Below are 20296 nucleotides of genomic sequence, written 5' to 3' on the forward strand. Positions count from 1 at the left end.
AGTAATAGAATTTTTAATTGTTAAAATCTGTTAAAAACACCTGTAGGATTGTTAAATCACAATATTGTTACTAAAGCTTCACAATTTTTCCCTGGTATAAAATTTTGGAGTTTGCACTAACAGTGCAGATGTACATACCCGGTATAACATCCAAACTTATAGCGTTTTGCAAGCCATTTAACGTTTTGCTAAAGCGAAGTATACCCATGGCATCGTACAGTTTCAGCTCATAGGTATTCAACTCACCGGTGAGGATATTTAGCTGCGTGCTTACCGGGTTTGGAAATAAGGTGATCTGGTTTGCCTGAAGCAGAACAGCGCTTGCCAGATCAGAATAAAGGGCGCTCCCGTCTGTTTTGGTCAGCCTGGCGCGGTAGTAGTTGATCCCCTTTTTAGGATTAGTATCTATAAACTGATAGCTCAACGCTGTTGTAACGGCCGAGTTGCCAAGATCTGTATACCTGTTAATACCGGTTTGTTTTTCCCAGGTAACGTTGCTGAGATTAAAAACGCTGCCCACGTTGAGCGTTAGTTTTATACTGTTGTTGTTATTTACCTCTGCCAGTATGTTTTTAACATAACAACCGGTGCCCTGAGTGGTGGCATTAATGGTATAACTGCGTACTCCCTCAAAACCATTCCCCACGGCGCTCACTGCAAAGTATTTAGAGGATTGCATGGCAGTAGGAATAATAACGGTGGTGTCGGTAACTGTAGTAAGTTGCTGTAGCTGGTTATCTTTTAAGTTATAAACGATGTATTTGGTAGCACCGGGCTGGGGGCTCCAATGAAGCAATGTGCCATCGGTACAGTCGAAGCCTACATTCAGACCTAGCGGTTTGGAGATGGTGAACTCTTTACTCAGATGATCATTACCGTTAATGCTCATCTTTAGTATGGCTTTAGTAAAAACGTCGGGCACGTTCCACTTGTAATATCCGCCGGAGAGTGGGATGAAAGCAATTGCCTGCCAGGTAGCGCCATGGTCGTAGCTGATGCTCAGTTGTCCGTTGGTAGCGTTAACGGTATTTTGCCACCGCAGGTAATTGTCTTCCGTAGCCAGAATTTTGTCGGAGGGTGATGGATACGTCCATTCAAAACTGTTTGCCTGCTTTGTATTGTAGGCTACGTAGAATGGTTGGCTCGCTGTGGTAACCCGGCTGCCATTAACCAGTATAGTATAAGTCCCGGCTACTGGATTATTAAGCGTAATCTGTTCGGTATTGTTTAGTGTATCCCGTTGCCTGGTTGCAGGCTTGGTGAGCGAATCGGTATTTGGATAGCTGCTTAATACCCAGGGAAGCAGTTTTTCGCCGGCAGGAGTTTGTATTGACAGGTCGAGATCGTTAATGAGCGCATAAGGCGCATTCAGCGTAGCGGGTACATCGTTCCACGCTAATGCTATTTTCAACATACTGCAATTGGCTAGTACGGTTACCTGGTAAGTGGCTTTCGTTTGGTTGCTTACCGTCCCGGAAAAAAAACGATTGTTGTTGATGGACTTTACCGCTTCAAGGGCATTCATTTTTCCATAACCGGTTTTAAAGTCTAATTCGGATGTGCCAAGGTCATCGGCAGTATTAATCAGGATACTTTTTACAAGGGCTGCGGGTGGCTTTTTGTTAAACTTTAGCTTGTAAGCTTGTTGCATTAACGCTACCGTGCCAGATGCAAGTGCCGCAGCGCCAGATGTGCCATCTTCACCATCGGCAACGAGTTCGGGTTTTACCCGGCCGTCGTAAGTCGGGCCGGCGGAGCTTAACGCCTCCGGAATATTGGTGCGCCCGGTACCACCTACAACCAGTACGTTCTTAGCCTGCTTAAAGGTACCCGACAGGTTTGCTACGTTCGCTAATCCATTATACAGGCCTGTGGCAGGTGTACTTGTACCAATGTTGCCAGATGAAAAAACATGTATTAGGGTGTCGTTCTCGTACAATTGTTTATCGTACGCTACCGCTTCAATACCGTAATAGTTTTCAATACCGGTACCGTAGGAGTGGTTTTGCAGCGCAATGTTGAAATTGGTAAAGTAAGGAAGGCTATCCGGCGACAGTGTGATAAAGTCTGTCGAAGTGAACTTTACTGCAGGAGCAGCGCCCAGGCCTTTAATGTAAGATATGCCGCTGCCACCAATAAGCGTAGCCATCGTAGTAGCATGATTGGAAATAATTTCAGATCGAGGTGCAGAATTAAAAGAGCGGCCAAGGAGATCAAGGTCTGCTTCGTCGTAGGTTTGTTCTTTCAGGCTTACATTAATGCCTGCGCCGTTTAGCTCGGGGTAGGCATTTGTAACAGCAGCTATGCTGTTCACACCTAAATCCAGATTACCTATGGCGAGTTCTTCATGTGCTTTTCGAACGGGAGCCGCAAAAATTAAATTGTCGTCAGCGAGTAAGGCCGAGAGTTGTTTCAGAGGGATATTTACAACAATGTTATCACCGTTGGCAGAGACGATATTAGCAACGGCCCTGATGTTGTTAACGCTTGTTGCGTTTTGATGGCGAAGCACCAGGGTAACTTGCCTGCTGCTGTTTGGGTGCGATGCAGCTTGTAACGCCAGGTCATCAGTAGCTTTCCATAAGGCATTTGCGGGTGCAACGCTAAGCAGGTTTTCGCCGGTATTTATTTTGGACGTAGAAGCAGCAATGTAGTAATCGTAAGAAAGGCGCTTAACCAGCCTCAGTTTGCCGGCATGTGCAGGGCTTTTAAGTTGCACAAGAAAGTATTTATTGGTGTCGGTTTTGTTTTGCTGGAGATCGGCCTTAGTAGTATAAATAGTATTCAGCTGTTTTTGAAACCGGGTAAGTTGCGCCATAGATAAAGTGGCACAAAGTGTCATCACTAATAAAAGGCAGCTCCCTTTTTTTATCATAGCAGGTAGAAATAATAAAGGGGAATTTTCACTCCCCTTTACCAATCAATAAATTAAACATTAACTGTGAAATACGTTTTGCTTAGTACAGGTAATTCAAAGCTATTTTATCATTTGAATTAAAGGTGCGGTCGCCGCCGTTAGAGCAGGCCAGCATCCACGAAGCAGCATCAGCTCCGGCTGGTGTACCCGGAATTAAAACTGCACCAATGTTTGATGCACCTTCGTTTGTTGCAGTACCACCGCAGCTGTAAGAGCGATCAAAATAATCGGTATGGCGGAAACCGATGCAATGGCCTAACTCATGTTGTAATACTGAAGTTAGGTAATTAACATCCGGATTGGTGCCGTAAGCCTGTGCGTTAGTATTCATTTGTATTTGGCTGTATGGATTGCCTTTACGGGTAGGGAAGCCTGAAGAGCCTAAGGTGATGTAACCGCCGCTAGGGCCTTCGTTAAAGCCAATCACCTGGATCTGCCCGCCGGTGCTTACAAACTGGAACTTAAGTGTTAAGTTAAGTGCATTGTAGCGGGCAAGTGCGTTTTGTGTTGCCGTAGCATACACGGTTGGCAGGTTTGATACCGATACAGTTACTGTTCTTGGCAGGTTTTTTACCAGGTTAGTGGTACGGTACTGCTCAGCTTCGGCAACACGAAGGAAAGAGCTGGTAGCCGCATCAGCCATATTCTCATCGGTAAGCATAATGTCGCCTTCAACTAAATAGCCGCCGTTTACCTTGTGTACATCATCTGTACTAAAGCCCATGTTGGCAATGGATTGAAGCGCTTGGCTGGAAACTTCGGTTTTAGCTACCGGTGTAGCATCTGTAGTTTTAGTGTTTTTCTGGCAAGCTAATAATACGCTCGACAGCAAGGCTATTGATAAGCCTGTTCTTGTTAACAAATTAGTTTTCATGTAAGTGTAGAGTTAATTCAAGTTAAGTTAAGTGAGTGAAACAGTTAGATGTGTTAATTTTCGTGATTGTTGTTGACTGGCCGGTCAATTTCTAGTACGTTAATTGTAACGTGTAAGTTACGTATTTTTTAACAAAAAAGAAAAATGTTCATGAAACACGAAAAGGTTAAATGAGCTGTATAGCAAATTTAACCCATGGTAAATATTACTTGTAGGAAAGGAGACCTTACCGGCTAATGTTTATGCCTGGTAAGTAAAAGGGCTCTTAAAAGATTTAAAATCCGGAAGCTCCAGATCTTTTGAAGATAGTACTGCATTTGCCTCGTTAATTCCCCACCCGATAGCAAGTTCAGGATCGTTCCATACTACTCCTGTTTCTGATGCCTTGTCGTAGTAGTTGGTTACTTTGTAGGTGAATATGGTATTGTCTTCCAGTGTTACAAAGCCGTGCAGGCAGCCGGCCGGCACCCATAACTGCCAATTGTTAGCTGCTGTAAGCTCAACTGCTACGTGGCGGCCGTAAGTTGGCGAACCTACCCTTGCATCAACTGCAACATCCATTACACTTCCTTGTAATACACGTACAAGTTTATCTTGTGCAAAAGGATGTGCCTGAGCATGCAATCCCCTTACAGTACCTTTTTGTGACATAGACTGGTTGTCCTGTACGAAATCAGCTTCAATGCCCAGTTCGGCAAGGGTGCGCTTGCTGTAGCTTTCAAAAAAGTAACCACGGTCATCTGTGAATACTCGTGGTTCAAGTATCAATACGCCCGGAATAACAGTTTCAGTAAGGTTCATGGTTAGTCTACAGTTTTCATCAAAGTATTAAACAATACAAACCTCTCGGCAAATTGCTGTTGATGAAGCTTCTGAAAGCCAAAAAGATGGGTGCGATAATAGTCCTGAAAATTTTCGATGGTGTCTGCAATAAACTGTACGCAGTAGGTTATACCATCGTTAGGAGAGTCAATTACGGTGAGTATCTGGTGTGAGCTAAAGCAGCCGGTGGCCATAATAGCAGGGATATGTACTTCCCTCATCCAGGTGAGCCATTCCTGCTCAACAGTATCTTCCAGTATATAGGTATCGTTATAGATTATCATTCGGCAAAAGTACTAAATGATTTTAGATGAAAGAATGTTGAGTAACGACGGGAAAGCTTAGGACGAGTTCTTGTCGCCTCTTAAAAGCCTAAACCTCTTACGGGCTTCGTTAAGCCACAAACTACCTGGATAATCGGCAATTATTTTCTGATAGTAAGTTTTGGCAAGATCGGGGTTGCTAAGCCTGTTTTCGTAAATGTCGCCCAGCATGTACACCGCATCATCAGCCCAAAGGTTGTCGGGGTATTTATCTGCAATTTGTTTAAGAAGCGTAATAGCATTAGCATAATCTTGCTGTTGCATAGCAATTTTTGTTTTTGCCATCAGTATATCAGCTGCGAGGCCGTTTTCAGGATATTTTTTGCCTATGCTGTCCAATGTTTTAATCGCTTTTTCAGTCTGTTCCGAAAAAATCAGCAAATCGGCCCTGGCATACATCTTTAGCGCTGCGCCTGTACTGTCCGCTGCTAAGTTGTCAGATATCAATAATGATAAATTTAAAGCATCATTAGCAATCAATTGCGTAGTGGCTGCTTTTAAAACATCCAGCTGGCCGCGGCTCCAGGTAAAATCGCCCATATAATAGGCAAGCTTCGCATTTCTGAAGAGAGCTTCCTGCCCAATAGCAGTGCTGATTGCAGAATTGTCTTTCTCTACCTGGCTGTATTCCAATGTAGCATCCCAGGGACGGTTATTAAGCAGGTAAACATCGCCAAGGTCAAGTTTACAGGTCGCAATGAGGTTAGGCCTTGCACCTTGTATGTTAACTGCTGCTTCTAAAAGGGATTGTGCCTCTTTTAACTTGTGAAGTTTAAACGCCTGTAGTGTTGCCAGTTTTTCCATGGCGAATAGTGTACCCCGGTTCCGGCCGAATTCTTCTAGTAAAGTGAGATAATCCTGTTCCAGGCTAAGCAAATCTGCCTGGGTGTATTTACCACTGGTGACCTTTAAATTTCTGGTGTTTAAAATTTCGATTTTGGCGGACACGTAGTTGGCATTTTCTTTACCTTTTGAAATAATGTACTCATACCCTCGTATAGCAGCATCAAAAGCATTGTTGGCTACTAATGTGCTGCAGAGTTCAAACACACTGCTTCCATCATCGTTTGTACGGCGGCTTAAAGCAAGCGTTTGGTTAAGCGCCTGGTCGTATTCTTTCTGTTGTAAAAACTGCCATGTAAGCAGGTTAATGTATACTACCTGCTGCGGATCTTTTTGTATGCGCTTAAGTAAGGTAAACTTAAGTGCTTCATAATCCTGGCTTCCTTCATAAACTGTTGCCAATACGCTTTGCGCCTGGTTTATGAAAGACGGGTTTGACGGTAGAAACTTAAGGTACTCTTCTGTTAATGCGGGTTTATCTCGCTTATAGCGGTACAGATTTATCAGCTCAAAAGAAAAAAGTGCATCGTTGCGCAGCACTTTTCTGCCTTGTAAAAAGATGCGTATCGCGTAATCTACATTGGCATTCTGGTAAAACTGGGTGGCAATGGATGATATTTCATTCTGATCTGCCGGGAGGTTCTTTATCAAGTCCGAGTAAACAGCATCTGCTTTGTCTGCCTGGCCCTGCTGCGTGTATACCGATCCAAGGGCTATAACATACTCATTGCTGCCCGCGTGCCGCTTAATCATCTTTTTTGTGATGCTTTCGGCTTCGTCAAACTTTTTGTTGTTCAACAAGGCGCTTAAATATTGTTGAAAGTACAACTCGTTATCCTGTCTATACAACTTCAGATAAATATCCAGCGCTTTCTGTTGTTCGCCATTTTGAGCATATTGGCGGGCAAGCAATAAATCGTTATCTTGAGCAAAAAGCCTGGTGGCAGATACAAGTGTGAATATTAAAATGGCTAAAAACCGCATCATTTATGTTGTATATTTATGTGCGCCCAGGCATTGTATATAACGTTGTTACAGGGTAAAATTGTAGTGACATTTAGATTTGCGTTGTTTTAAATAGGTACTTTGACCCTGATAATTAATAAGCCACATACAAATGCCCGGCCGCTTAAGAACTTTATTATTTTTTGCTATTGCTGTACTACTGGGTGCGTGTAAACAACAAGAAGACCAGCAAATACCTATTGGCAATTTTTTCAGAACGCCGGAAAAGAGCTTCTATAAGATCTCTCCCGATGGGCAGTTCGTGTCGTACCTCAAGCCTTATAAAGATAAACAAAATATATACATCAAGTCGTTAAAGACGGGTAACGAGCAAATGGCTACATCGTACACCGATTACTCTGTACGCGACTATTCCTGGACCTTTAACAACCAGATTGTGTTTACTCAGGATATTATTGCTAACGATGAGTTCAGGGTTTTTACACTGGATGTTGCCAGCCTGAAGATCAAAAACCTGCTTAACCTGAATAATGCGCGCATACGTATATTAAACCGCAATAGACTAAAACCCGATATTATCACTGTTGCTATAAACAAGCGTGACCCTGCTAACTTTGACGTGTTCCATTTAAACGTTAAAACAGGTGAACTAAAGCTGTATTTACAAAACCCTGGTAACGTAACAAAATGGTACCCCGAGCCTGATGGTACCATCAGGCTGGAAAAGTTATCGGACGGTGTAAACGAAACTATACTGTTCCGCTTAAACGAACAAACAGCTTTTAAGCCAGTAATTAAAAATAACTTTAACGATAAGGTAGAGCCGATTGCTTTCACAGGTGAAAAGAACTACTTCTATGCGTTATCCAACGTTAATCGTGATAAAACTGCCTTGGTTGAAATTGATGCTGAGAGCGGTCGTGAAGTAAAGGTGTTGTATGCCAGCGCTAACGCGGATATAATGGATGTGGCCTATAGCAAAAATAAGCGCCGCGTGGAGTTTGTTTGGTGGGATGAAGCAAAGCCGCAAAAGCATTTCCTGAGCAACGATATCGAAAAAATATACAGCAGCCTTTCGGGCAAGCTTAAAGGTGATGAGGTAAACGTGGTAGATCGGGATAGCCTGGAGAATAAATTTGTTATTAATACTTATACTGATAAGTCTCCCGGAACCTATTATTTATATGAGCGCGATAGGGATAAATTAACCAAACTCGGCGACGTTTATAGCGGGCTTAACCCGTCGGCGTTTTGCGCCATGCAGCCGGTTAGTTTCAAAGCGACTGATGGGTTAACCATTAACGGATACCTAACCGTACCAAAAGATAAAGAGCGCAAGAATTTACCAGTGGTTGTAATGCCGCATGATGGTATTTGGGGACGCGACTCATGGGGATATGATCCGGAGGTGCAATTTTTGGCTAGTCGCGGGTATGCCGTTTTCCAGGTAAATTATCGTGGATCTGCTGGGTATGGTAAAGCCTTCAGGAGGGCCGGCTTTAAACAAGTTGGCGGTAAGATACAAAGTGATATAACTGATGGTGTACACTGGCTTATCAATCAAAAGATAGCTAATCCTAAGAAAATCGCGATTTTCGGTGGTGGATTTGGCGGCTTTTCGGCGCTTTACGGTGTCTCGTTCCATCCGGAACTATACAACTGCGCTGTGGTGAAATACGGGGTGATAAACTTTTTTACTTACCTGAAGGATGCACCTGCGTTTTATAAGCCTTACCTGAAAATGACCTATGAAATGATAGGTGACCCGGAGAAGGACGCGGAGCAGTTGAGGGCAATATCGCCCGTTTTCCATACTGATAAAATTAAAAGTCCGCTACTGATTTTTCAGGGTGCTAAAGATCCGAGGGCGAACATAAGCGAACTAAATCAGTTTGTTAGAGAGCTAAAGAAGCGTAATGTGCCCGTAACGTACCAGCTTAAAGAAAATGAGCGCGCCTTCTTCCGTAGCGAGCACAATCGTATGGAGATGTATGCCGAAATAGAAAAGTTCCTGGGAACAAATATGCAGGTTAAACCTTAACCTGCTATGACGGCGCCTAAAAAACACGTTTACCGAACCAACTTTACACTGATCACTGCTTTTTTGGTACTGATAACGGTAACGCTTGTCATTGCTATTTTTGTAAGCTACAAGCTCACGGCCAAGTATGTCGAGAATGAATTTACATCCAAGAAAATAGAGGTACAGGAACAAACCATAAAACCCTACAACGATTTTTTCCAGATCAAGATTCCGGAAATTACCTCTTACAACGGCTTTCTTGATTCGGCATCCGCAGCCAACTATGCTTATACGGTGTTTAAAAGTTACCCTTTTGTACGAAAGGTGCTTTTCTACGATATACAAATAGGGAAGCCGGTAAGCCAGGTTGTAGCAGATCAAGGCATATTTGTTAAGGCTGTTTACCGTTACAAGCCTAAGCACGGCAAAGTTTTCGGCCAGAAAGATATGTCGGTAGCTAACGACGATGATTTTAAACAGATGGCCTTAAAGCTGCACAACTTTATTAATGTGGCAGACACCACAAGGCTGCCCTCGCAGGATGAAATATTTCGCACCTTTTATAACGTTAATCCGGATAAAATAAGTTACCTCAACATTCCACGTAGGGAGGATATAAAGATTTACCGGGCGGTGCTCAAAAATCGTAAATCGCAAAACTTTGGTAAGCAGAACATGCTTACATTTTCGCTTGACCCTCATTTTTTAAAGGTAAACAATACCCATCCCGAGCTTTACCAGGATGTTACCATTCAACCGGTGGTGTATGATCCGCTGGATGTAGAAAAGGAAAAGATTATTACAGAAGTTGCCCTGCCTGGTGCCTTCTCTAACTTCAAATTATACTTCAGTTCCGAAAGAAGTCATCTTAATCGCGAAATAGATAAACGGTACCTTCCTATAGGCGCGGTGTTGTTCCTGATATACTTTTTCTTGGTGCTTATTAGCTACCTTATTTACCGAAACCTAAATGTTAACCTCAAAATATTCAAGCTCCAGTACGACTTTATAAACAATTTTACACATGAGTTTAAAACGCCTGTAAGTGTTATTAAAATAGCCGGGTCGAATTTAAGGGGTGATGGAGAGCTTAGTGAGCGGCAGCGTAAACACTATGGTAAAATATTGGACGAAGAAGCGGATAAGCTGAACGAATTGATGAACAAGCTGCTGTCGTTTACTCAACTGGAAAACCGTTCTATACGTATAAAGCGCGAGGAGATAGATATTCAGCAGTTTGTTAAAGGGTATATAGATACTTTTAAGATAAAGTATCCGGACTTTAACCTCAAATATATCATGGATAACGTTAGTACTTTTTACAGCGATCCGGTATTACTGGGCAGCGTTTTCCAGAACTTAATGGAAAACGCGTACAAGTACTCGCATCCGGGTAAGAAGGAATTGCTGATCAGTATAAAACAGGATAAAAGAAATATTGTATTTTCATTTGCAGATAAAGGTATTGGAATGGATAAAAGTGAGCAGGGGGATGTGTTTAAGAAGTTTTACCGTATAGAGAACCAATATAATCAGAACGGAAGCGTTGGTCTCGGGTTGGCATTCTGTAAGGAATTAATGAATTTTATGAACGGCAGTATTACGGTGAACAGTAGATATAATGAAGGTTCAACGTTTATTGTTACATTGCCACTTGAAAGCTAAAGCGATACACATAAGAGTACATGAACAAAGAAATTAAGATAGCGCTGGTTGAGGACGACGAGAACCTGCGGTTTTTGGTAGCGGAACGCATGCAGAGCGAAGGCTACAAAGTTTTAGAATCTGGCAATGGCGTCGAGGCTGAAAAAATGATTCTTGCCGAGCAGCCTGATATTGTGCTATTAGACTGGATGCTCCCGGGCAGGCAAGGTTCCGAAGTTTGTGCTAGCTTAAGGGAAAAGGGCTTTGATAAGCTGGTAATTATGATGACTGCTAAAGCGCAGGATATAGATAAGATAGATGCTTACAACTTTGGCGTGTCTGACTACATCACCAAGCCTTTTAACATGGATGTGCTTGTTGCGATGATTGACAGCAAGATAAAGTTTTCGCTGAATAGCGGTGAAAAGACGGAGTCGCACAAGTTTGGCAATATGGAACATCTGCCAAATACCCACCTGCTTATACGCGATGGCCGAAAAACTGAGCTTACCATTCTGGAGAACAGAATTCTGCTTTATTTTTTAAAAAACAAGAATAAAGTGATCAATCGCGAAGAGCTGATGATGGAGGTTTGGGGTTACAACGCCGATGTTAACACACGTACGCTTGATATGCACATTGTACGCCTAAGGAAAAAGATAGAGAACAACCCTGATTCGCCAACATATCTGCAAACAGTCAGGGGAATTGGTTACAAGTTCGTGTACTAGGTGCCTGTTAAGCCGGCTTTTGGTATGCTTTTGAAACGATAAAGTCTTGGTAGAAAGTTTTACCAGCTAGTATTTCGTAATGAAAGTTTGCAAATTGTCCTTTTGCATCCGGCAAGTGCCACGACTCTACTCCGCAGAGTAATTTAAAAAACAACAGCATGCTTTTGAGCATTGCAGGTTGCCACCATTTGCCGGTAAGCTGAAAATCCGTGTACAGCCATAACCCGGAAGGTTTAAGCAATCGGTGTATGTGGTTGAAGGTTGCCGGGAGATGTTCTTCGGTATAGTTGTCCAGTAAGAATGGTGTGATTACTACATCAAAAGCTATTTCAGTTTCCAGTTCTTCAATGGCGGTGTTAACAAAGTTCACCTGGTTGGCGCCATGGCTTCTTTTCCGCGACAAATCCATCATATTTGCGGATATCTCCACATAGGTAATGCTTAAACCATCGGGGTGTACCTTTGCTATTTCTTCCAGTATCCACCCTGTTCCTCCACCGATAACAAGTATATTGCTATGTGCAGGAATATGACCTAGTAAAAAGGTTTGCGCGTTTATAATCGCTTTCCCGAAAACCAATCCTGATAGCCGATCGTAAAAGGATGCGGAATTATCATAATTCGCCGGCATTTTAGAAGAAGTTAAATATTACCAATACTACATATTGCAGCACCAGTACACCGTCCAGGTAAAAAAAGTAGTAGTATTCGTTCTTTTCCCATTTAGAACGGAAGATAAGCCAGCCCATTAATGCTGCGGTTATAGCAAGTGCAAAGAAGTCTTTGTTGAAACCATTGTTCCTGAACAGGAATAGCAGTACAATATATCCGGCAAGTAAAAACTGGCAAAATAAGTAAGCGTTCTTTTCTCCCCAGGCGACAGGAATTGTTTTGAGGCCAGATTGCCGGTCCTGGAAAAGGTCGCGTATATCAAACGGAACGGTTAGCGCACCAATAAGCAGGAACCGCTTTGCTGTCAGGATCATGGTATCGCGCATGCTCACATCAGCTATGTGCAAATTCTCTGCCTCCAGAATGGGCAACAGTACACAACTGAGCGTCCATACTACTGTTATCAGGAATGGCTTTAAGCCAGGGATATTGCGCAGCCCAAATTTCTGTTCGCCGACGGTAAACAGTGGTAGGCTATAGCAAAATGATAGTACCGACAAAAACATCAGCAATATGCGCGACTCCATCGATAGCAAAAAAAACAATGGAATAAGCGACAACAGCGATACAATTGTAAAGGTCACCATTAAGCGGTTGTGGCTAAAAAACCATCGTACACGCCGGTAGGGCGAAAGCTCGGGCCGCTTGGGTTTACTAAGCAGAATGCTGAAGTTGTAAATACCGAGGGTTGATGTAAATAGAAGTCCAATAACTGCAGGAACGGGTTTTGCATCAATCAGGTGAAAAGTTACCAGTGCCTGCGCTACTGCGCATAAAGACATGAATATATTACTGAAGAGCAAAAAATCTAATGCAGCAAGCAGTAATTTCTTCATAGATGCGAAAGTGTAGCTAGGCTTTGTAGTTGGGGTCTTCGGCGGCCCTTAGTGTAAATATAGTTATCTCGGGCAATATACCAACACGGCCGTCAAAGCCGGCGAAGCCATAACCAACATTCACATAAATTTGCTGATGCTTCTCCCGGTACAATCCGGCCCATTCCTGGTACACGTATTCTATCGGGCTCCATTGAAAATCATTTGTACGGATACCAAACTGCAAGCCATGTGTATGCCCGGCAAATACCGCATCAATCTGCGGGTACTTTGGTAAAACTTCTGCGCGCCAATGCGATGGGTCATGAGACAACAACAGTTTAACAGGCAAATCATGAGTATTAACAACCGCTTTATCCATGCGTCCGTATTTAGGAAAACGGCTCATCTGCCCCCAATTACCTATGCCCAGCAGCCCTATCTCTTCACCATCAACCTTCAGGCGGCGGTGTTCGTCTATCAGGATATCCCAACCCATATTTTTGTGGGTGGCAATTATTGCATTATTGTTCTTCTGTTTAGCAGCTGGCGAACTCCATTCGCTGTAATCACCATAATCGTGATTGCCCAGTATGGAGTATACACCCAGCGGGGCTTTTACCTTAGTAAAAATGTCCTGGTAATCTTTCATCTCCCAGGCTTCTTTATTAACAAGGTCTCCTGTAAAGAAAATTACATCCGTTTTCTCGCGCAATAACATTTCCACGCCGCCTTTAACCGCGGTTTTATTGTAAAAGCTACCAGAATGAATGTCTGATATCTGCCCGATACGCATTCGGTCGAAAGCCTTCGGCAGGTTTGGCAGGTAGAGGTCTACCTGTCTTACATGATAATCATAACACCCCTTAGACATGGTCAGTTTAATAGCAGCCAGCGGTACCACACCTGCCAGTAAGCCGGCCTTCATCAAAAATTCTGAACGGGGGATGTTGTCGGTTTTTTCTTTAGCCGGCGCAGGTTGTTCAATTATGGGCTGTGCTTTGCGCTTCTTTCCACGCAAGATTACCCAACGGCGCACTTCATCTATCAGCATTGCTAAAAGGAAGCAAAACTTAAATATAAATACCAACGCGAAACCGAAGAGGAATGCGGCACGTATGCCGGCACCCAAGGGTGAATAAACGCCCAATAACGCCGCAGTGATCAGCGTGATAGAAAACACCCAGTATGAAATTACAAAGCCGCTTTTCCCAGCAAACTTACGCTTGGGAAAAGCGGCTTTTAAACCTTTAAGCAGGTAAGCATCAACAACTAAAATAGCGGGAATAAGGAGTATGGTAGCCAGCGAACCTTGCATCAACAAATGTTAAAATGAGCGGCAAAGTTAATAGCGGTCATCGTCATTATCAAGGTCGTCCTCATCCGGCTGCAAATTGAACAAGCTGTTGAACATATCCGAAAAGGCAAAGCCGTTATCAAGGAAACCTTTATTTAGCTGTGAGAACTCCGCAAGTCCGTGAAGAATGAACTCCATTAATAACAATTGCTGATTCTCGCTTAGACGCGGATGGAACTTTTTGACAACGTCTTTTAAACCAGGTACGCTGTTCAAAAGTTTTTTATACTCCTGCTGCGGCAGGTCATCTACCAGCGAGATACTGTTGCCATCGCTAAACCAGTTTACAATTTCTGCATACGGGTTAGGGGCTTTAGACTTCTTGGCTTTTTCAGGATCAGGGAAGAACTGCAGCATCAGCGTTTTTATTGCCTTGCCAATTAATATATTGGCCACTTTGCCCGGCCCTTCCAGCTCTCCTTCATATACCAGCTCAATCTTGCCGGTAATTGCAGGGATTACGCCCAGGAAATCAGAAATGCGTACAAAAGTAGAGCTTTCACCATTGATGATCATGCGGCGCTCGGCATTGCTGATCAAATTCTCGTAAGCGGAAATAGTTAAACGGGCAGAAACGCCGGATTTCTTGTCGATGTACTCAGAATTGCGTGCTTCAAAAGCTATTTGCTCCACCAGGTCTTTCACTAGACCATCAGCTTCAACGGTAGTACGCTGCTCGGGCGATAGTAACGCCTCCTGCTGGGTGATCTTACGGGAGATCTCCACCGTACGCGGGTAGTGGGTAAGTATCTGGCTTTCTATACGGTCCTTTAGAGGTGTTACAATAGAACCACGATTGGTATAATCTTCCGGGTTAGCGGTAAACACAAATTGCAGGTCGAGCGGCAGACGTAGTTTGAAACCACGTATCTGTATATCGCGCTCCTGCAGTATGTTGAATAACGATACCTGGATACGCGCCTGCAAATCGGGAAGTTCGTTAATAACAAAAATGCCCCTGTGCGCACGCGGAATAAGGCCAAAGTGAATTACCCGTTCGTCAGAGTAGGTCAGCTTCATGGTGGCCGCCTTTATAGGGTCAACGTCGCCAATTAAATCGGCAACGGTAACATCGGGAGTGGCCAGCTTTTCTGTATAACGTTCGCTGCGGTGTACCCACCCAATAGGCGTTTCATCACCTTTTTCTTTGATGAGATTATGCGCGAACCAGGAAATTGGCGCCAATGGATCGTCAAACAATTCCGAGCCTTCAACATAAGGCACATACTCGTCCAGCAGGTTTACCAGCAAACGGGCAATACGTGTTTTAGCCTGGCCACGAAGACCAAGCAGTAAGATGTTGTGGCGTGACAGGATAGCGGTTTGCAGATCTGGAATAACAGTATCCTCAAAGCCGACAATACCCTCAAACCCACCTTCTTTTTTTTGAAGTTGTTTAATAAGGTTAGCACGCAGCTCGTCTTTAACAGACCGGCTTACATAGCCCGATTGTTTAAGCTGCCCTAGTGTTGTTATATCTTTATAATTCATTCGTTAGTTTGATGTCATCGGTTTATATGATCTCACCGATGAGATGATTGTTTTTGATTAGCCCTGCTTAACATCCTACTTCCCCTTCATGGGATCGAGGAGCTTACCTTACGTTTTTTCTTCTGTTCTTGGCGTAATCTTCAAAAATGTATTCGCCAAGGTTATTTAATGAGCTGTAGAATGCTTTACCGCCGTTGGTCTCTGTAAACTTACGTACAAACTGCTGCAGGTAAGGGTCCTTAGCAATCATAAAAGTGGTGATTGGTATTTTAAGCCTTTTACATTGCGCCGCCATGTTCAGCGTTTTGTTCACCACCTTTCTGTCTAATCCTATGCTGTTCTTATAATAACGGGTACCTTCCTTTAAACAGGTTGGCTTACCATCGGTTATCATAAAAATTTGTTTGTTGTGCGTTTTGCGCCGGCGAAGCATATCTGTTGCCAATTCCAAACCCGCATAAGTGTTGGTGTGGTATGGGCCAACCTGCAAATAGGGGAGGTCCTGCAACGAAATTGGCCAGGCATCATTACCAAATACAACTATATCCAATGTATCTTTAGGGTACTTGGTCCGGATTAGCTCTGCAAGGGCCATAGCAACCTTTTTAGCAGGCGTAATGCGGTCTTCACCGTAAAGTATCATTGAGTGCGATATGTCTATCATCAGCACAGTTGAGGTTAAGGTTTTGTAATCCATTTCCTCTACCTCTAAATCCCGCTCCGTCATCATGAAATCGCCGCCTATACCATGGTTTACCTGCGCGTTCTGTATAGATTGCGTCATGTCTATCTGGTCCAGGCTGTCGCCAAATTCAAACTCACGCCGCTCGGCATTTTTTTCATCGCCCTGACCGCTTTGCGGTGAGCGGTGATTGCCCTTACCCGATTTCTTTAGCTTGCCGAAGATCTCCTCCAGTGCCGATTGCCGGATGCTTTGTTCTGTTTTAGCAGTTATGTTAAACTCACCGTTCTGCTTATCTTCGTCAAGATAGCCCTTCTGTTTAAGCTCATCAATAAAGTCGCCAATACCATAGTCATCATTGGTAATGCCGTATTGTTTATCCAACTCGGTAAGCCACGATAATGCCTCACCGGCATCGCCGGATGTATAGTTAAGCAGCTCCAGGAAAAGTTTTAGTAATTCTTCAAATCCGCCTTTGGGGATCTGGTTGGGTTTGAAATTCGAAAATCCGTAACCACGCATGTTGTACCCTTTCTGAATATAAAGTAACGGATTATTTGCTGCAAAAGTTTCCCTTGCAGCCCAATAAAGTCAATTGTTAGCCTGTCATGACAATTAAGACAAGGATGCCATCACCTCGTCTATTTTGTACTCAGGATTGGCGCCCCGCTTGCTGGCAACAAATGCACCTACTGCGCAAGCTTTGCATAAGATGTCCGGGACAGGTTCGTCGTTTATTAAACCCGTGATAAGGGTTGCCAGGAACGAATCGCCCGCACCCACGGTATCAGCTACTTCAACGCTATAACCTGGATGCTCGAAAAACTGGAAATCTTTCCAGATAATAGCGCCTTTGTCTCCGCGGGTTACACATATAACCGTTGCGTTAAATTTGCTCTGGAATTCCATTATCATTTCCTTGAGGTCGCCGGTTTTGCTACTGTGGATTAATAGCTGCGCTTCTTCCTCGTTCATTTTAATAACATTGGCACGGGCGGCCAAAGCTTCGATGGTGCCAAGTGTAAAGTGCGGCGGGCGCAGGTTCACATCAAAAATCTTGATAGCGTCGCTTTCGTCAAGCACTTGTACAAGCGTGTCCATAGTGGTATCGTATCGGCAAGCCAGGCTGCCAAAAACAATAGCACCTGCGTTACGCGCAGCAGTACTCAGCTCATCTGTAAACTGGATGTTGTCCCAGGATACCTTTTCCGGAAAAACGTATGTAGCCGTATTGTTTTCGTCCAGTTGCACTGTCACTTCGCAAGTTGGCAGTTGCTCATCCTGCTGTAGCAGGTTGCTATAAAGGCCGCTTGTTTTTAGAAAGCCTGTTAGTTCCTCACCGGAGAGATCGGCGCCTACTCTACTGGCAAAAAGTACATTGTTGCCTTGCTGCACCAAATGGCGTGCAACATTCATAGGTGCGCCACCTGCCTTTTTACCATCGCCAAATGCGTCCCATAAAACCTCGCCAAAGCACAGTATCTGTTTATTCATATTTTGGGGCTGAAAACGTAAAGCTAATTAATTTTTAATGATCGGGCGTTTACTTAACGGGCAACCTGCAATTAATGTTTCTTAAATCTATATCTTTAAAGTATGAAGAACACACTGCTTTGTTTAGTATTGATACTTGCAACAAGTTTTTGCTTTGCACAGGATAAAGAAGCTATACAGAAACTGATGCACGACCAGGAGATTGCCTGGAGCAAAGGCGACCTTGAGGGCTTTATGCAGGGCTACTGGAAATCGGACTCGCTGATGTTCATCAGCAAACGCGGGCCAAACTACGGCTGGCAGCAAACTTACGACGGCTACAAGAAAGGCTACCCGGACAAAGCGGCAATGGGACGGCTTACATTTAGGCTGGATAAGATAGAACTACTTGGCGACAGAGACGCTTTTGTTATGGGCGCGTGGTCGCTTAAGCGGGAAAAGGACACGCCCGGTGGCTACTTTACCCTTTGGTTCCGCAAGATCAACGGCGAGTGGAAGATAGTTTGTGACCATACCAGTTAGGGCATCAGGAATGATGGCAAAATTTCATTAGTATATTTTTTTATTTAATAGGAAAGTATATAACTTGCTAGTCTCAATTGCAAACCTTAATCATGAGATCATACCTTCTTCTGCTCTTGCTTTTTATTACAACTATTGTTGCTGGCCAAATTCCAAAACCAAAGAAAAACACTTACGTAAATGATTTAGCAAAAGTGTTGTCCAAGGAGGATATCAAACGCCTTAATCAAAAGATATATATTATAGAAAAAGAAAACGCCGCACAGTTAGCGATAGTGCTTGTAAACAAGATTCCGGCAAAGTATACAATAAAACAGTATGCTAATCTTATTGGTAAAAAGTGGCACGTCGGAAAGAATAAAAGAGGAATGGTTTACGTGGCAGCAATTGCGGAACATAAGCAGCAATTGGTGGTTGCCACAAATCTTGACAGTATAATCACCGGCGAAGTAAGTGATAATATATTAGCGAGTATGAAAACTGCTTACAGGCAGCAAGACTACGCTGGAGGTCTAACTATTTTAGTTAACGGAATACATGAAACTTTTTCGCCAAAAGCCGACGTGCCAGTTGAAAAAACTAAGCCTCAGGAAGCCGTTGCAACTACCGAAAAAGACGTAGAGATGGGGGCTCTTGAATTTTGGTTTAAGGCTTTCTTGTGGATAGGTGGAATTGTTATAGTATGGAAGATTGTTAAAAGAATATTTGGGACGGGTTCCAGGTCGGGCCGGTACCCGTTAAATAATGGCTATCAGGGTAACTATCCGCCAGATTACGGTCAACCGGGATATGGCGGCCGCTATTCTTCACCGGGACGTTCGGGTGGGTCGTCTGGTTGGGGACGTGTTTTGGGCGGTGCAGCTTTAGGAGCCGCAGCGGGTTACGCTGCGCGTGCTTATCAAGACCGGAACCGTTCTGAAGTAGATGCACCATCTGCTGGTGACAGCAATTATGGGAGGGTTACTGGCAGTGACAGCTTTCGCGACAAGCCTATTACTGAAGATAACAACCAGAGTAACTGGGGTAATTGGGATACCAGCGGATCTGACGATAATGGCTTTTCTGATACATCATCTTCAGATTCCTCATCATCAGATGACAGCGGCTTTTCTGACAGTGGCTCCTCTGATTCGGGAGACTCAGGCGGGAATTCTTCGTGGTAACATCATTTACATTTTAATACGGCTTTCCGGCGGCTAATTCCTTTTCTGCCCATTTTACTGCCAACCTTTCGCGGTATTGAGCATAGTTTTTTTTAAGGGTCATTTTCAATAGACTGTCTAAACCTCCTTTTACAGCGAGGTTGTAGATGCTTGCTGCTTTTCGGCTTAAAGAGGCATCCCATGCACGCAGGCTAAGCGAGTAAGACCCATCTATATACTTCATCCAGTGCCAATAGCCTGTGGGCATAAATAACGTATCGCCATGCTCCAGGAAAGCCTCGGTGCCTTCTACACCCGCCAGAGCTGGAAATTTTTTGATATCCGGATTTAGTACATCGTAATCCTCCAGCGCGTAGGTAGCGTTGGGAATGCAGTACAACCGGCGTTTCCACTTATTTTCAAAAAGTATCACATGCTTCCGGCCCCCAAAGTGGGTGTGGAATATGTGTGGCAAATCGATATCATAATGCAGGAAAGTAACAGAGTTGGACCCTCCGAAGAACATAGCAGGCATGCTCTCCAGAAAGCCACCCATAAGATCTTTCGGCAGCACGATATCATTAAGTAGTTCTGGCGCTTGCTTGAAAATGTTGAAGAAAAAAATACGTAGTTCAGTTGGGGTGGATCTTATCAGGTCGATGTACTCATCAAAAGGCATTTCCTTTACCGATGAGTTAATAGGCTTTGATGGATCAGCCTTTGAGTTATCATATAAAGGTACCACCTTTTTGCCGACAACCTCCTTAAGGTATTCCGGTGTCCACTTCTCGCGGGCAGGCCAATTGCTTGTAAGCCCCTTTATAATAAGCGGGCGGCGCGGCTTAAGATAATGCTTTCTAAAATCTTCAGCAGAAATCGTATCGACAGTATCAATTGGGCCTAGTTTGAAACACATATAGGGATACAGGTTAAACCTCCAACCGTTATTAGTTAAAGGTTACACCGATATGTCAAAAT

General features: G+C 43.7%; 17 protein-coding genes. 5 read left to right on the forward strand and 12 right to left on the reverse strand.

Annotated features, from left to right (window positions below; all coding sequences use genetic code 11):
* Nucleotides 1-70: 70 nt before the first annotated feature.
* From AC59GT_RS02820 to AC59GT_RS02840, 5 genes are all read right to left on the reverse strand, one after another.
* On the reverse strand, nt 71-2875 hold the full coding sequence (locus tag AC59GT_RS02820; RefSeq protein WP_497236230.1) for a S8 family peptidase: 2805 nt from the start codon (nt 2873-2875) through the stop codon (nt 71-73).
* 82 nt (nt 2876-2957) lie between these two features.
* Nucleotides 2958-3791, reverse strand: coding sequence for a M57 family metalloprotease (locus AC59GT_RS02825; RefSeq protein WP_497236231.1), 834 nt, complete (start codon nt 3789-3791; stop codon nt 2958-2960).
* 240 nt (nt 3792-4031) lie between these two features.
* Entirely contained in the window at nt 4032-4592 is a 561-nt protein-coding gene (gene rfbC, locus AC59GT_RS02830; protein WP_497236232.1) for a dTDP-4-dehydrorhamnose 3,5-epimerase, read from the reverse strand.
* Between the two features lie 2 nt (nt 4593-4594).
* On the reverse strand, nt 4595-4897 hold the full coding sequence (locus tag AC59GT_RS02835) for a DUF4286 family protein (RefSeq protein ID WP_497236233.1): 303 nt from the start codon (nt 4895-4897) through the stop codon (nt 4595-4597).
* 57 nt (nt 4898-4954) lie between these two features.
* Nucleotides 4955-6766, reverse strand: a complete 1812-nt coding sequence (locus tag AC59GT_RS02840) for a tetratricopeptide repeat protein (protein ID WP_497236234.1) — start codon at nt 6764-6766, stop codon at nt 4955-4957.
* A gap of 130 nt (nt 6767-6896) precedes the next feature.
* Between AC59GT_RS02840 and AC59GT_RS02845 the strand changes: the two genes are divergently transcribed.
* Genes AC59GT_RS02845 through AC59GT_RS02855 form a run of 3 tightly spaced genes read left to right on the forward strand, consistent with a single transcriptional unit; the run spans nt 6897 to nt 11143 of the window.
* Nucleotides 6897-8786, forward strand: coding sequence for an alpha/beta hydrolase family protein (locus AC59GT_RS02845; RefSeq protein ID WP_497236235.1), 1890 nt, complete (start codon nt 6897-6899; stop codon nt 8784-8786).
* A gap of 6 nt (nt 8787-8792) precedes the next feature.
* On the forward strand, nt 8793-10433 hold the full coding sequence (locus AC59GT_RS02850; RefSeq protein WP_497236236.1) for a sensor histidine kinase: 1641 nt from the start codon (nt 8793-8795) through the stop codon (nt 10431-10433).
* Between the two features lie 20 nt (nt 10434-10453).
* Nucleotides 10454-11143: a response regulator transcription factor gene (locus tag AC59GT_RS02855; protein ID WP_497236237.1), complete on the forward strand. Its 690-nt coding sequence runs from the start codon at nt 10454-10456 to the stop codon at nt 11141-11143.
* Between the two features lie 7 nt (nt 11144-11150).
* On the opposite strand, the gene AC59GT_RS02860 is transcribed toward AC59GT_RS02855, so the two are convergent.
* From AC59GT_RS02860 to AC59GT_RS02885, 6 genes are all read right to left on the reverse strand, one after another.
* A complete protein-coding gene (locus AC59GT_RS02860) occupies nt 11151-11774 on the reverse strand; it encodes a class I SAM-dependent methyltransferase (protein ID WP_497236238.1) in 624 nt (207 codons plus the stop codon).
* A 1-nt stretch (nt 11775) separates the two neighbouring features.
* The gene (locus tag AC59GT_RS02865; RefSeq protein ID WP_497236239.1) at nt 11776-12651 is read right to left on the reverse strand and encodes a UbiA prenyltransferase family protein; all 876 of its coding nucleotides are present in this window, start codon (nt 12649-12651) and stop codon (nt 11776-11778) included.
* Nucleotides 12652-12667: 16 nt separating this feature from the next.
* A complete protein-coding gene (locus AC59GT_RS02870; protein WP_497236240.1) occupies nt 12668-13948 on the reverse strand; it encodes a metallophosphoesterase in 1281 nt (426 codons plus the stop codon).
* Between the two features lie 27 nt (nt 13949-13975).
* Nucleotides 13976-15478, reverse strand: a complete 1503-nt coding sequence (locus AC59GT_RS02875) for a sigma 54-interacting transcriptional regulator (RefSeq protein WP_497236241.1) — start codon at nt 15476-15478, stop codon at nt 13976-13978.
* A gap of 103 nt (nt 15479-15581) precedes the next feature.
* Nucleotides 15582-16682, reverse strand: coding sequence for a vWA domain-containing protein (locus AC59GT_RS02880; RefSeq protein WP_497236242.1), 1101 nt, complete (start codon nt 16680-16682; stop codon nt 15582-15584).
* A gap of 93 nt (nt 16683-16775) precedes the next feature.
* A complete protein-coding gene (locus AC59GT_RS02885; RefSeq protein ID WP_497236243.1) occupies nt 16776-17654 on the reverse strand; it encodes a carbohydrate kinase family protein in 879 nt (292 codons plus the stop codon).
* Nucleotides 17655-17756: 102 nt separating this feature from the next.
* Here AC59GT_RS02885 and AC59GT_RS02890 point away from each other — a divergent pair, with 102 nt between their 5' ends.
* Both AC59GT_RS02890 and AC59GT_RS02895 read left to right on the forward strand, forming a co-directional pair.
* Entirely contained in the window at nt 17757-18176 is a 420-nt protein-coding gene (locus AC59GT_RS02890) for a YybH family protein (protein WP_497236244.1), read from the forward strand.
* Between the two features lie 92 nt (nt 18177-18268).
* Nucleotides 18269-19339, forward strand: a complete 1071-nt coding sequence (locus tag AC59GT_RS02895; RefSeq protein ID WP_497236245.1) for a TPM domain-containing protein — start codon at nt 18269-18271, stop codon at nt 19337-19339.
* A gap of 13 nt (nt 19340-19352) precedes the next feature.
* Here AC59GT_RS02895 and AC59GT_RS02900 read toward each other — a convergent pair whose 3' ends face one another.
* Nucleotides 19353-20234, reverse strand: a complete 882-nt coding sequence (locus AC59GT_RS02900; RefSeq protein WP_497236246.1) for a cupin-like domain-containing protein — start codon at nt 20232-20234, stop codon at nt 19353-19355.
* Between the last annotated feature and the right edge of the window lie 62 nt (nt 20235-20296).

The sequence above is a fragment of the Mucilaginibacter sp. 320_HR genome (assembly GCF_059691875.1).

Excerpts from the sequence above, each read along its gene's own strand:
- AC59GT_RS02820 (WP_497236230.1), bottom strand. The coding sequence starts at position 2,875 with ATGATAAAAAAAGGGAGCTGCCTTTTATTAGTGATGACACTTTGTGCC.
- AC59GT_RS02825 (WP_497236231.1), bottom strand. The coding sequence starts at position 3,791 with ATGAAAACTAATTTGTTAACAAGAACAGGCTTATCAATAGCCTTGCTG.
- rfbC (WP_497236232.1), bottom strand. The coding sequence starts at position 4,592 with ATGAACCTTACTGAAACTGTTATTCCGGGCGTATTGATACTTGAACCA.
- AC59GT_RS02835 (WP_497236233.1), bottom strand. The coding sequence starts at position 4,897 with ATGATAATCTATAACGATACCTATATACTGGAAGATACTGTTGAGCAG.
- AC59GT_RS02840 (WP_497236234.1), bottom strand. The coding sequence starts at position 6,766 with ATGATGCGGTTTTTAGCCATTTTAATATTCACACTTGTATCTGCCACC.
- AC59GT_RS02845 (WP_497236235.1), top strand. The coding sequence starts at position 6,897 with ATGCCCGGCCGCTTAAGAACTTTATTATTTTTTGCTATTGCTGTACTA.
- AC59GT_RS02850 (WP_497236236.1), top strand. The coding sequence starts at position 8,793 with ATGACGGCGCCTAAAAAACACGTTTACCGAACCAACTTTACACTGATC.
- AC59GT_RS02855 (WP_497236237.1), top strand. The coding sequence starts at position 10,454 with ATGAACAAAGAAATTAAGATAGCGCTGGTTGAGGACGACGAGAACCTG.
- AC59GT_RS02860 (WP_497236238.1), bottom strand. The coding sequence starts at position 11,774 with ATGCCGGCGAATTATGATAATTCCGCATCCTTTTACGATCGGCTATCA.
- AC59GT_RS02865 (WP_497236239.1), bottom strand. The coding sequence starts at position 12,651 with ATGAAGAAATTACTGCTTGCTGCATTAGATTTTTTGCTCTTCAGTAAT.
- AC59GT_RS02870 (WP_497236240.1), bottom strand. The coding sequence starts at position 13,948 with ATGCAAGGTTCGCTGGCTACCATACTCCTTATTCCCGCTATTTTAGTT.
- AC59GT_RS02875 (WP_497236241.1), bottom strand. The coding sequence starts at position 15,478 with ATGAATTATAAAGATATAACAACACTAGGGCAGCTTAAACAATCGGGC.
- AC59GT_RS02880 (WP_497236242.1), bottom strand. The coding sequence starts at position 16,682 with ATGCGTGGTTACGGATTTTCGAATTTCAAACCCAACCAGATCCCCAAA.
- AC59GT_RS02885 (WP_497236243.1), bottom strand. The coding sequence starts at position 17,654 with ATGAATAAACAGATACTGTGCTTTGGCGAGGTTTTATGGGACGCATTT.
- AC59GT_RS02890 (WP_497236244.1), top strand. The coding sequence starts at position 17,757 with ATGAAGAACACACTGCTTTGTTTAGTATTGATACTTGCAACAAGTTTT.
- AC59GT_RS02895 (WP_497236245.1), top strand. The coding sequence starts at position 18,269 with ATGAGATCATACCTTCTTCTGCTCTTGCTTTTTATTACAACTATTGTT.
- AC59GT_RS02900 (WP_497236246.1), bottom strand. The coding sequence starts at position 20,234 with ATGTGTTTCAAACTAGGCCCAATTGATACTGTCGATACGATTTCTGCT.